This is a genomic window from Streptomyces sp. HUAS ZL42 (assembly GCF_040782645.1).
In the GTDB taxonomy this organism is placed as follows: Bacteria; Actinomycetota; Actinomycetes; order Streptomycetales; family Streptomycetaceae; genus Streptomyces.
Window position 1 is genome coordinate 2,188,041 of sequence record NZ_CP160403.1, and the last position, 11,905, is coordinate 2,199,945.

10 protein-coding genes are annotated in these 11,905 nt (G+C 70.5%); 5 read left to right on the forward strand and 5 right to left on the reverse strand.

Annotation, left to right across the window (positions count from 1 at the left end):
• Window positions 1–34 precede the first annotated feature (34 nt).
• Window positions 35–1,246, forward strand: a complete 1,212-nt coding sequence (locus ABZO29_RS10185; protein ID WP_367319816.1) for a DUF4185 domain-containing protein — start codon at window positions 35–37, stop codon at window positions 1,244–1,246.
• Here ABZO29_RS10185 and ABZO29_RS10190 read toward each other — a convergent pair.
• Complete coding sequence (locus tag ABZO29_RS10190) at window positions 1,182–2,198, reverse strand: bile acid:sodium symporter family protein (RefSeq protein ID WP_367326099.1); 1,017 nt, start codon at window positions 2,196–2,198, stop codon at window positions 1,182–1,184. The two genes, ABZO29_RS10185 and ABZO29_RS10190, sit on opposite strands and share 65 nt — an antisense overlap.
• A gap of 178 nt (window positions 2,199–2,376) precedes the next feature.
• On the opposite strand from ABZO29_RS10190, the gene ABZO29_RS10195 reads away from it, so the two are divergent.
• The 3 genes from ABZO29_RS10195 (at window position 2,377) to ABZO29_RS10205 (ending at window position 6,393) form a co-directional block, all read left to right on the forward strand.
• On the forward strand, window positions 2,377–3,240 hold the full coding sequence (locus ABZO29_RS10195; protein WP_367319817.1) for a LysR substrate-binding domain-containing protein: 864 nt from the start codon (window positions 2,377–2,379) through the stop codon (window positions 3,238–3,240).
• Between the two features lie 389 nt (window positions 3,241–3,629).
• A complete protein-coding gene (locus ABZO29_RS10200; protein WP_367319818.1) occupies window positions 3,630–5,456 on the forward strand; it encodes a long-chain fatty acid--CoA ligase in 1,827 nt (608 codons plus the stop codon).
• A gap of 100 nt (window positions 5,457–5,556) precedes the next feature.
• Complete coding sequence (locus tag ABZO29_RS10205) at window positions 5,557–6,393, forward strand: aldo/keto reductase (RefSeq protein WP_367319819.1); 837 nt, start codon at window positions 5,557–5,559, stop codon at window positions 6,391–6,393.
• Window positions 6,394–6,841: 448 nt separating this feature from the next.
• Here ABZO29_RS10205 and ABZO29_RS10210 read toward each other — a convergent pair whose 3' ends face one another.
• From ABZO29_RS10210 to ABZO29_RS10220, 3 genes are all read right to left on the reverse strand, one after another.
• On the reverse strand, window positions 6,842–7,453 hold the full coding sequence (locus ABZO29_RS10210) for a hypothetical protein (RefSeq protein WP_367319820.1): 612 nt from the start codon (window positions 7,451–7,453) through the stop codon (window positions 6,842–6,844).
• 112 nt (window positions 7,454–7,565) lie between these two features.
• A complete protein-coding gene (locus ABZO29_RS10215; protein WP_367319821.1) occupies window positions 7,566–8,267 on the reverse strand; it encodes an SDR family oxidoreductase in 702 nt (233 codons plus the stop codon).
• Between the two features lie 95 nt (window positions 8,268–8,362).
• A complete protein-coding gene (locus ABZO29_RS10220) occupies window positions 8,363–9,226 on the reverse strand; it encodes a methyltransferase (RefSeq protein ID WP_367319822.1) in 864 nt (287 codons plus the stop codon).
• A gap of 160 nt (window positions 9,227–9,386) precedes the next feature.
• Between ABZO29_RS10220 and ABZO29_RS10225 the strand changes: the two genes are divergently transcribed.
• Window positions 9,387–10,157 (forward strand): phytanoyl-CoA dioxygenase family protein, encoded by a 771-nt coding sequence (locus ABZO29_RS10225; RefSeq protein WP_367319823.1) that lies wholly within the window; start codon window positions 9,387–9,389, stop codon window positions 10,155–10,157.
• Window positions 10,158–10,186: 29 nt separating this feature from the next.
• On the opposite strand, the gene ABZO29_RS10230 is transcribed toward ABZO29_RS10225, so the two are convergent.
• Window positions 10,187–11,905 (reverse strand): glycoside hydrolase family 6 protein, encoded by a 1,719-nt coding sequence (locus ABZO29_RS10230; protein WP_367319824.1) that lies wholly within the window; start codon window positions 11,903–11,905, stop codon window positions 10,187–10,189.

Consider the following 11,905-nt stretch of genomic DNA (forward strand, 5'->3'; position numbering starts at 1 on the left):
ACCATGTGAGCGGTAGCCACTAACGTCGCGGAGCGTGCCCGACGACGCACGAGCACGGCAGCGGACGGGGACGGGGCTCGGCCTGCTGCTGGCCCTGGTCCTCGGGGCCGTGCTGCTCACCGCCCTCCCGGACGACGGTGGCCGGGAGGGCGGCGGCGCGTGCCGGGCCCGTACGGTCGGATCGTGGTCGGCGGACCGGGCGCTCACCGCGGAGTTCGCCCGCTACGGCGACGACTCCCGGCGCACCGACGACTGGACCGGCGGCGACGGCACCCACTCGGTGCGGCTGCCGGACGGCCGGTTGCTGTGGCTGTTCTCGGACACCTATCTGGGGCCGGTGCACGGCCCGCCCAATCCCGCGGGTGAGTCCGCGGCCTGGCGGGACACGTCGGCACCGCTGGTGCGCAACTCGGCGGTGCTGATGCGCGAGGGGCGTCTGGAGTCCACGCTGCCCGCCCCGCTCTTCCCGGACCCGGCCCAAAACCAGTGGCGCTGGCCGGTAGCCGCCCGCGTCGAGCCGCGCTCCCCGGGCTCGGCGGAGCAGGTCGTGCGGGTGGTGCTGTGGGTGCGGACGGCGGGGCAGTCCCCGTGGATCTACGGTGTGCCGACCGCCACGGAGGTCGCCACGCTGTCGCTGCCCGAACTGCGGGTCGAGTCCGTGGTGAAGGTCCTCGACCAGCAGCTGGTGCCGGATCCGTCCCGGCGGCTCCTGTTCGGGACGACGTTGCTGGAGGAGGGCGGCTGGACGTACGTCTTCGGCGGCGACGACGGTCAGGCCGTGTCCCGGCCGGCCTCGTCGGCGTATGTGGCGCGGGTGCCGGAGGGGCGGCTCGCGGAACCGGGCGCCTGGCGGTACTGGGACGGGTCGGGGTGGGGCGTGCGGCCGCGAGCCGTGCGGGGCGCGAAGGTGGGCAGCGCGTTCTCGGTGGTGCGGGTCGGCGGGACGTACGTGCTGTTCACGATGGCGGCGGGTGCCGAGGGACTGACCAGCATCACTTCGTACTGGGCCTGCTCCCCGGCCGGGCCCTGGCACGGGCCGGCGAAGGCCTTCGGCCCGCCGCTGCCGGACGGCCGGGTCGCCGCGTACAACCCGCAGGTCCATCCCGAACTGAGCGGCGGCGGGCGGCTGGTGGTGAGCTACGACGTGAACTGGCTGGAGACGACCGGGGCGTCGGCGAGCATCAACGGGGACGTGTCCCGGTACCGACCGCGGTTCGTGTCGTTGCGGCTGACTCCCCTGCGCTGACCGGGTCCTCCTGAGGATCGCGGGCGCGGCGTTTGGCGATCACCGCGCAGACCATGAGCTGCATCTGGTGGAAGAGCATCAGCGGCAGCACGGCCAGCGAGGCGTGCGCGCCGAACAGGACGCTCGCCATCGGCAGTCCTGAGGCGAGGGACTTCTTGGAACCCGCGAACTGGATGGCGATCCGGTCCTCGCGGTTGAAGCGCAACGCCTTGGCGCCGTACCAGGTCAGGGCGAGCATCACGGCGAGCAGGACTGCCTCGACGACGAGCAGTCCGCCGAGCCGGGCCGGGCTGACCTGGTGCCAGATGCCCTGGACCATGCCTTCGCTGAAGGCGGTGTAGACGACGAGGAGGATCGAGCCGCGGTCGACGAGCCCCAGCACCTTCTTGTGCCGGGCGACGAAGTTGCCGATCCACGGCCGCAGCAGCTGCCCGGCGACGAACGGCACCAGCAGTTTCAGCACGATCTCGACCAGGGAGTCGGCGGAGAACCCGCCCGCGCTGCTGCCGAGCAGGGAGGCCGCGAGGAGCGGGGTGACGACGATGCCGACGAGTGAGGAGAAGGAGCCGGCACAGATCGCGGCGGGCACGTTGCCGCGGGCGATGGAGGTGAAGGCGATCGACGACTGGATGGTGGAGGGGACGAGGGTGAGGAAGAGCAGTCCCTGGTAGAGGGGGTGGGTCAGGAGGACCGGGACCAGGCCGCGGGCGGCGAGGCCGAGCAGGGGGAAGATCACGAAGGTGCAGGCGAGGACCGTGACGTGCAGCCGCCAGTGCTTCAGCCCGTCCAGCGCCTCCCGCGTGGACAGGCGGGCTCCGTAGAGGAAGAAGAGGAAGGCGATCGCGGCGGTGGAGGCGCCGGAGGCGACGTCGGCTGCCGTCCCGCGTGCCGGGAGCAGGGCCGCGAGGCCCACTGTCCCGAGCAACAGCAGGATGTACGGGTCGATCGGCATCCAACTCGGCCACTGCAGGCGTTTCACGGTGCTCCACGTACTGATTCGAGGATGTGTTTCCAGCGTGTGCGAGGCCGGACGGCCCCTCTCCATCGTCCTCTCGCGGACAGTGATCGGGAATCCGTCATACGGCTCTGACTGTCATCGCGTTCCGTGATGACCGGGTAGCGTGGTCGGCGTGTACGACCCCTCCCATCTGCGTACGTTTCTGGCGGTGGCCCAGACGCTGAGCTTCACGCAGGCCGCCAGGCGGCTCGGGTTGCGCCAGTCGACGGTCAGCCAGCACGTCCGGCGACTGGAGGACGCCGCCGGGCGGCAGCTGTTCACCCGGGACACCCACTCCGTGGAGCTGACGGAGGACGGCGAGGCGATGCTCGGCTTCGCGCGCCGGATCCTGGAGGTGCACGAGCAGGCGACCGCGTTCTTCACGGGTACGCGGCTGCGCGGCCGGCTGCGGTTCGGCGCGTCGGAGGACTTCGTGCTGACCCGGCTGCCGGAGATCCTGGAGGGCTTCCGCTACGACCACCCCGAGGTCGACCTGGAGCTGACGGTCGAGCTGTCGGGCACACTGCACGAGCAGCTGGCGGCCGGGAAGCTGGACCTGGTGCTGGCCAAGCGGCGTCCGGAGGATCCGCGCGGCGAGCCGGTCTGGCACGACGAACTGGTGTGGATCGGCGCGGAGCGGCTCCGGCTGGACCCCGACCGCCCGGTGCCGCTCATCGTGTTCCCGCCACCGGGCATCACCCGGGCCCTCGCCCTGGAGGCGCTGGAGCGGCAGGGGCGGGAGTGGCGGATCGTGTGCACGAGCGGCAGCCTCAACGGGCTGATCGCGGCGGCCCGGGCGGGGCTCGGCGTGATGGCGCACTCGCGGGGCCTGGTCCCGCCCGGTCTGGTCCGGGTCCCTGCGCGGGCAGGGTTGCCGGAGCTGGGGCGGGTGGACTTCGTGCTGGTGCACGGGCGGCGGCGCGCGTCGGCCCACGGCGCGGCGGACGCGCTGGCGGCGTCGATCCTGGCGGGCGGCGACCGGCTGCACCGGCGTTAGCGGGCGCGCACGACGACGCCCGCACCCCGGCCGGGGTTGCTCGTCCTCGCCCTGGTCAGGACACCCGGGACGGAGCGGACAGGAGTGACGGAATCCGCCGTTGCGACGCTGAAGGAAGAGAGTGCGGCACCGCGCAGCCGATCTTCGGCAGGGGCTCCGTGGGGCGTAATCGGGTCGTACAGATTCGGTGGAGATTACGGCTCCGAAACTTACTCAACCGTCAGCTTTCTGTCCGACCCTTCCCCATGTGAGCCCATTTTCCGGCACTGACCAGCGCATACAAGAGCGTTGCTCGCGTTCCCGCCCCCTCCCGCCCCGTCCCCGGGTGGGGTAGCTTTCACGGCGCTGCGGAGCTACGTATCCGATGGCTGAGGAGCGGGGAGCGGGGTTTGCGCGAGTTCACCAACCCTCCGTTGGCGTTGGCACCTCCAGTGGGCGGTCTGGCCGACGTCGTCTTCCAGCACGCCCAGGAGGACCCGCTGCACATCGCGCTCGGCCGCAAGGACGAGCTGGACCGGTGGCGGGACGTGACCTCCGCCGAGTTCCGCGACGAGGTGCTCGCCCTCGCCAAGGGCCTGCTGGCCGGCGGCGTCCGGTTCGGCGACCGGGTCGCCATCATGTCCCGCACCCGTTACGAGTGGACGCTGTTCGACTACGCGCTGTGGACGATCGGCGCCCAGGTGGTGCCGATCTATCCGACCTCCTCGGCCGAGCAGTGCTTCTGGATGCTGTACGACGCCGAGTGCACGGCCGCGATCGTGGAGCACGAGGACCACGCGATGACGATCGCCACCGTCATCGACCGGCTGCCGCAGCTGCGCCGGCTGTGGCAGCTGGACGAGGGCGCCGTGCAGGAGCTGTACGACGCCGGCGCCCATCTCGACGACGAGGTGGTGCACCGGCACCGGGAGGCGGTCACGCCGGACTCGACCGCGACGATCATCTACACCTCGGGCACCACGGGCCGCCCCAAGGGCTGTGTCATCACGCACGGCAACTTCATGTACGAGGCGGACACGGTCATCGAGCGCTGGGAGCCGGTGTTCCACTCCAAGAAGGGCGACGAGGCGGCGACGCTGCTGTTCCTGCCGCTCGCGCACGTCTTCGGCCGGATGGTGCAGGTCGCCGCGATCCGCGGCAAGGTCCGCTTCGGCCACCAGCCCCAGTTGAACGCGGCGGCCCTGCTGCCCGACCTGGCCGCCTTCCAGCCGACGTTCTTCCTTGCCGTGCCGTACATCTTCGAGAAGGTGTTCAACGCGGCTCGCCGCAAGGCCGAACGCGAGGGCAGGGCCGGGCCGTTCGAGAAGGCCGTGGAGATCGCCGTGAAGTACGCCGACGCCGTGGAGGCCAGGGCCTGGGGCATCGGCCCGGGTCCGTCGGCGGGTCTACGCGTGCAGCACCAGCTCTTCGACAAGCTCGTGTACTCCAAGGTGCGGGCGGCGATGGGCGGCCGGGTCCGGCACGCGATGTCCGGGGGCTCTGCGATGGACCGCAGGCTCGGCCTGTTCTTCGCCGGCGCGGGCGTGCACATCTACGAGGGGTACGGCCTGACCGAGTCGACGGCGGCCGCGACCGCCAACCCGCCCGGGCACACCCGCTACGGCACCGTCGGGCAGCCCATCCCCGGCATGACCGTGCACATCGCGGACGACGGCGAGATCTGGCTGCGCGGCGCCAACGTCTTCCAGGGCTACCTCAACAACCCCAAGGCCACGGACGAGACGCTGCACGACGGCTGGCTGGCCACCGGCGACCTGGGCTCCCTCGACGAGGACGGCTACCTCACCATCACCGGGCGCAAGAAGGAGATCCTGGTGACTTCGGGGGGCAAGAGCGTGGCCCCGGGCCTTCTCGAGGAGCGTGTCCGGGACCATCCGCTCGTCAACCAGTGCATCGTCGTCGGCAACGACCGCCCGTACATCGCCGCCCTGGTCACCCTCGACCAGGAGGCCGTGGAGCACTGGCTGCAGATGCGCGGCAAACCGCAGATGACACCGGCCGAGCTGGTGCGCGACGCGGACCTGGAGACGGAGGTGCGGCGCGCGGTGGTCGCCGCCAACACCCTTGTCTCGCAGGCCGAGTCGATCCGCACCTTCCGCATCCTCGCGCAGCCGTTCACCGAGGAGCACGGACTGCTGACGCCGTCACTGAAGCTGAAGCGCAAGGCGATCGAGAACGCCTACGCCGGCGAGGTCGAGGCGTTGTACCGCGCCTGAGGTTGTTTTCGGCGGATTTCCCGGTCAGGAATGTATGACGGCCCGTGATCGTTGACGATGGGAAGTACCACCTGACGGACAACCGAAGGATCAAGAGCTCGTGAGCAGCAAGGTCCCCCCGATCATCCTCAACAACGGCGTCGAGATGCCCCAGCTGGGCTTCGGCGTCTGGCAGGTGCCGGACGCCGAGGCGGAGCGGGCGGTCGGCACCGCGCTGGAGGCCGGGTACCGCAGCATCGACACAGCGGCGATCTACGGCAACGAAGTGGGCACCGGCAAGGCCATCGCCGTCTCCGGCGTGCCCCGCGAGGACGTCTTCGTCACCACCAAGCTCTGGAACAGCGCCCAGGGGTACGACTCCACGCTGCGTGCCTTCGACACGTCCCTGGAGAAGCTCGGCCTGGACTACGTGGACCTGTACCTGATCCACTGGCCGCTGCCGTCCCGGGACAAGTACGTCGACACGTACAAGGCGTTCGAGAAGCTCCACGCCGACGGCCGTATCCGGGCCATCGGAGTCTCCAACTTCCTGCCGGAGCACCTGGAGCGCCTGATCTCCGAGACGTCGGTCGTCCCGGCGGTCAACCAGATCGAACTGCACCCGCATCTGCAGCAGCGCGCGGCCCGCGAGTACCACGCGGAGCAGGGCATCGCCACCGAGTCCTGGTCACCGCTCGGCTCCGGCAAGGGCCTTCTCGAGGTTCCGGCGATCGTGGCCATCGCCCAGAAGCACGGCCGCACGCCGGCCCAGGTCGTCCTGCGCTGGCACATCCAACTCGGTCTCGTCGTGATCCCCAAGTCGGTGACGCCGTCCCGGATCAAGGAGAACATCGAGGTCTTCGACTTCAGTCTGGACACCGAGGACCTGGCGGCGATCAGCGCGCTCGACGAGGACCGGCGGCTGGGTCCGGATCCCGCGACGTTCGACATCGGCTGAGCGCCGGCCCTTCCGGGCCGAGCACCGTTGCGGCGGGGCTCAGCCCGCATGCCGGGGCCCCGCTCAGTCGGGGCGTACGTGCGTGAAGACGACCCACGCGGGACACGGCGAGCGAGTCACGCCCGGTGAAGATCGGCACGCTCGACGAGGACCGGCGCCTCGGCCCGGATCCCGCGACGTTCGACATCGGCTGAGCGCCGGCCCTTCCGGGCCGAGCACTCTTCCGGGGGTCGCCCAGCCCGGCCCCCGGGACCGCTGGAGCGGGACCGTACATGCGTGAAGACGACCCACGCGGGACACGGCGAGCGAGTCACGCCCGGTGAAGATCGGCACGCTCGACGAGGACCGGCGCCTCGGCCCGGATCCCGCGACGTACGCCCGGCTGAGCGCCGGCCCTTCCGGGCCGAGCACCGTTGCGGCGGGGCTCAGCCCCTATGCGGGGCCCCGCTCAGTCGGGGCGTACGTCCGTGAAGACGACCTCGAACTCCTCCAGTCCGGTCACCGTGACATGTGCCTTCGCCGCCCCCTCGTGCCGGGCCGCCGCCTGGCCCGCGCGGGACGCGGCGAGCGACTCGCGGTCGGTGAAGAGGGCCCCGACCAGACCACGGCCGCGCTCCCGGTCGACGAGCAGGGACGTCCTGGCCAGCCCCGGAAGGTGCTCCACTTTGGGGATCACCGTCGACCGGAACGTCTCGGCGAGCAGATCGGTGTCCTGGGGGTCGAACTCCAGCCTGGTGACCCGCAGTCCGCCTCCCGCCTTCGGCTGGCGGACCTGGTGGAAGACGACCGCCTCGTAGTTGTCGACGGCCGTCGTCGCCGCGAACGGCTCCAGGAGGGACCCACGCCGTTCACGCATCACCTCGTCGCTGTTACGCCTGGCCTCCTCCGAGTCCCACCAGCTCACCGCAAGGATCTTGCCGAGCTCCCGGTCAACGAAAATGCCCGCGCCGCGGTATCCCGGGCGTTCTTCGAGCAGGTCCCGGCCCTGACTGTTCAGTGCCCTGATGGCGGTGTCGATCTGTGCTGGATCGCCGGTCGCGTAGACGGTGCGTACGAACATGACGCCTCCCGGGAAACGCACGTACATCCGAAAGATCCGACAGGCCCAGTCTTCTACCGGAGGAAGGCGGCCGCAACGGGCATTGGTAAGGAAACCTTCCTAACAGAAGCCCTCAGTTGGGCTGTCCGATCGGCCGTACGACGACGGTGTTGACGTCGACCCCGTCGGGCTGCCGGACAGCCCACACCACCGAGTCGGCGATCTGGTCGGCGGTGAGCAGATGGCCGGGCGGCAGGCTTCCGTAGCCGTCCCAGAACGGGGTCTCCACCCTGCCGGGCGCGATCAGGGTGACTCCGACGCCCCACTCGGTGACCTGGCGGCGGGTGTTCTCCGCGAGGCCGGTCACCGCCCACTTCGTCGCCCCGTAGATGTTGCCGGGCGTGTGCACGAACCCGGCGACACTGCCGACCAGGACGATACGGCCGCGGGTCTCCTTGAGCGCGTCGATGGACGCCCGGATGAGCAGGGCCGGTCCCAGCACGTTGGTCAGGATCATGTCGGTCCACCCGGCCGGGTCGCCCTCGGCGACCGAATCGTGGGTGGCGGAACCGGCGTTGGCGACGACCGTGTCCAGCCGGCCGAACTCCTTCAGCGTCGTCTCCACGGCCGCCCGGACGTCGTCGTACTCGGCCGCGTTCCCGGGAATCGTCAACAGGCCCTCGGGCTCGCCGAGTTCCTCCTTGAAGCCGCGCAGCCGCGCCTCCCCGCGTCCGGTGACAGCAACCCGGTGCCCGGCATTCAGCAGCTGCCGGGCGACGGCGGCGCCGATTCCGCTGCCGCCGCCGGTGATGAGTGCGACGCGTGACTCGGTCATGGTTACCCCCTGGCGTTTCGGTGAACGCCAGGAGTCCATCACTTGGAGCGCTCTCGAAGTCAAGCGTCTTTCAAGGGACTTCGCGGCAGCCGGTCTCAGTGCGTGCGGACCGCCGTGTGCACCGTGTGGGCCGCCAGGACGAAGACGTCCGCCCGGCGGTGCACGCTCGCCTCGTCCTCGGGGTCCACCAGCCGGTCGAGCGTGGCGCGGTCCTCGGCGTCGAGACCCTCGGCGAACGTGTCGCGGAGCCGGGTGAGAGACGCGGTGACGTAGGCGCGGGCCCGGTCGGACGCCGGTGCGGGCAGGTCGAGGAGGAAGGTGCGGCTACGGGTGTGCTTCAGGCCGGAGGCCCCGAGCAGCGCCGGCCAGTCCTCGGTCACGGCGACGGAGCCGGGGAGGTCGGCGCGCATCCGCGCGAACCACTCCTCCTCCAGCACGTCGAGGCGGGCCTGCAGGCCGGGCCGCCCGATCCCGATGTCACGGGGCAGGAACCGCGCCGGCAGGCCGCCCTCCATGATCGCCAGCGTGCCGCCGGGCGCGAGCCGGGCGGCGAAGGCGGCGAGGGCCGCGCGCTGGTCGCCGAGGTGGTGCAGGCTCCGGCTGGCCCACAGCAGGTCGGCCGGGTAGTCCAAGTCGACCAGGACCCCGGGGAGTTCGCCGGCCAGGGTGCCGAAGCGGTCGGCGAACCCGAGCCGCTCGGCCCGCGCCCGGGCCCGGTCCAGGAGCGGCTCGGAGCTGTCGACGGCCACCACCCGGGCACCCGGGAACATCTCGGCGAACAGTCCGGAGACGACCCCGGGGCCGCTGCCCGCGTCGACGATCAGTCCCGGCTCGGTCACCTCCTTCCCCAGCCAGGCCAGGGCCCGCTCGTACAGGGACGTGAACAGCTCGGCCTGGGACTCCAGCAGCGGAGCCATCTCGGCCCAGTCGATGTCGGTGTGGTCGTGGTGGTGCGCCATGGTGGTCAGCCTCTCGTCCTCGGTGCCGCCAGCGTGCGCCGACGCACCGCCGACGGGCAACTCGTGTTGCCGGGGCGGCAAAAAGATCGCCGGGCGGAGATACCGGGGCGGCGGAGATAAATGAGATGCACCGTGGAACCCGCTCGCCCACGATGGCCCGATGGACGACGAGCTGGTGGAGCGCTTCCTCGTGGACGGGTTCGTGAAGATCGAGGGCGCCGTTCCGCCGCGCGTCACCGAAGGGTGCGCGCGGCTGCTGTGGCGGGAGACGGGGTACGACCCCGACGATGCCGGGACCTGGAAGGACCCGGTGGTCTGGGTGGGCGGCATGGCTCAGGGCCCCTTCGCGGCGGCGCCCAACACGCACGTCCTGCACGACGCCTTCGACCTGCTGGTGGGCGAACGGCGCTGGGATCCCCGCTATTCACTGGGCAGCTTCCCGCTGCGTTTCCCGCACGAGGAGGAGCCGGACGACGCGGGCTGGCACATCGAAGGCAGCTACCTGCCCGAGGGTGCCACCCTGTGGCACACCAACCTCCGCTCCCGGGAGCGCGCCCTGCTGATGCTGTTCCTCTTCAGCGAGGTGACCGAGGCCGACGCCCCGACCCGGATCAGGGTCGGTTCGCATCTGGACGTACCGCCGGTCCTCGAGCCGTACGGAGAGGAAGGGGCCTCCTTCATGGAGCTCGGCCCCCAGGTGGACGCGGCCTCCGCCCACCGCCCCGTCGCGTACGCCACGGGGCGCCCGGGTGACGTCTACCTCTGCCATCCGTTTCTGGTGCACGCGGCCCAGCCCCATCACGGCACGCGTCCCCGTTTCATGGCACAGCCGCCGCTGTATCTGCGGGAGCCGCTGGAGCTGGACCGGTCCGACGGCGACCACTCGGCGGTGGAGTTCGCGATCCGCCGGGGCCTGGGTCGGGACGTGTGACCGACCCCGGCGGATCGCCGTTCGAAGAGTCAGGACAGCGGCGGGTACGCGTTCTGCATCAGCTGCTGGAACTGCGCCGAGAACCAGTGCCCGGACAGTGGCGCGTTGGGCAGCGCGCCGGACATGTTGTTGCCGTTGCGGGCGTTGCCCGTGTACGTCGGGTCGCACATGCGGTCGAAGCCCTTGCCCTCGTCGTTCGGGATGGCACTGCTGGCCCCGTCGGACTCGCCCGGGGGCTTCATCCACACGTACGCGTCGATCCCGGCGGCCGGACTGGCCTGGGGCCGCTCGCCGAGCCCGGCGCCGGACTGGTTGCACCAGTTGCCGACGTGGATCCGGCGGTCGTAGCGGCCGCCGTTGACATAGGTGTCGACGTTGGTCAGCGGGCCGGGGCCGGTGGGCCTTGCGGTGCCGCCCCAGCCGTTCCTCGAGGTGTCGATCAGCATGCCGATGTTGGAGTGGAAGCCGACCGAGACCAGCTGGTTGCGGAAGGCCTGGGCGTACGACAGCTCGTCCACGTACCGGTTCCAGTCCACCCACTTCGACTGGCGCACGGACGTGCCGTTCACCGAGTCGTTGATGGTGAAGTTGTTCTCCTTCAGGGCGCTGTAGTTGGCCGTGTTGGTGATGAAGCCGTGCACGTCGTCGACCGTCGCGCCCTCGGCCGTGGCGGCCTGCTTGAAGAGGGTGGCGGCGGGGGCGAAGTTGTCGTCCCAGCCGAGCCAGCCGTGGTGGCCGGCGTCGATGTAGTTGTAGACGTTGGGGATCGCGCCGAGCTTGTTGAGCGCGTAGCCGACGCCCTTCACGTAGTTGCCGTTGGCGAGCATCGTGTCGCACTGCGGCGTGGCGGTGGCGCGGCTGCCGGTGTTGGTGACCAGGTTGGGCAGCGAGTCGATCTCGATCGTGGTGACGATCCGCAGCGAGCTGTACTTGGTGTCGGCGAGGATCGCCGCGATCGGGTCGATGAACTGCGTCTTGTACTTGTCGATCTCCGTCGGGCCGAGCTCGCCGTTCGAGGCGAGGGCCGCGCAGTCACGTCCCGGCAGGTCGTAGACGACCAGCTGGACGACTTCCTCTCCGCTGCCCTTCTGCGCGAGGGCCGCGTCGAGGTGGGCGCGCAGACCCATGCCGCCGTTGACGCCGTTGATGGCGGCTATGCGGTCGAGCCAGACGCCGGTGGGCTGGTTGGAGACGCGGCTGCCGCCCGTCTCGGCGGCCGCCTTCGCGGCCCACTCCGGGTTCACGTACACCTTGGCGCCGGCGTACGGGTTGTCGACCTTGGTGGACGGGGTACCGGGGTCCGTCGGGCCCGGGTCGGTGGGTCCGCCGCTGTCGACGTTGCAGGTCACGCCGTCGAGCGTGAACGTGGTCGGGATCGCGTTGGTGCCGCTGTAGGAGGCCTGGAATCCGAAACTGACCGAACCGCCGGTCGCCAGCGCGCCGTTGTAGGTCTCGTTGTCGGCGGTGACGGCGGCCCCGCTCTGAGTGAGCTTGGTGTTCCAGGCGTTGGTGATCCTCTGGTTTCCGGCGTACGACCACTTCACCGACCAACTGCTCTTGGCGGCACTGTTGTTGGTGACGGTCACGGCGGCGGTGAAGCCGGTGTCCCACTGGTTCTGCACCTTGTAGTCGACGGTGCAGGGGACGGCGGTGACGCCGACGTCCCCGGGAACGACCGCGAGCGCCGTCCCGGATGCCCCGGCGACCAGCGCCAGGGCGGCGAGCATCGCTGTTCTTGTACGGCTCAT

Coding starts and splice junctions, on each gene's coding strand:
- ABZO29_RS10225 (WP_367319823.1), top strand. CDS start 9,387: ATGGACGACGAGCTGGTGGAGCGCTTCCTCGTGGACGGGTTCGTGAAG.
- ABZO29_RS10215 (WP_367319821.1), bottom strand. CDS start 8,267: ATGACCGAGTCACGCGTCGCACTCATCACCGGCGGCGGCAGCGGAATC.
- ABZO29_RS10210 (WP_367319820.1), bottom strand. CDS start 7,453: ATGTTCGTACGCACCGTCTACGCGACCGGCGATCCAGCACAGATCGAC.
- ABZO29_RS10190 (WP_367326099.1), bottom strand. CDS start 2,198: ATGCCGATCGACCCGTACATCCTGCTGTTGCTCGGGACAGTGGGCCTC.
- ABZO29_RS10220 (WP_367319822.1), bottom strand. CDS start 9,226: ATGGCGCACCACCACGACCACACCGACATCGACTGGGCCGAGATGGCT.
- ABZO29_RS10230 (WP_367319824.1), bottom strand. CDS start 11,905: ATGAGCCGTACAAGAACAGCGATGCTCGCCGCCCTGGCGCTGGTCGCC.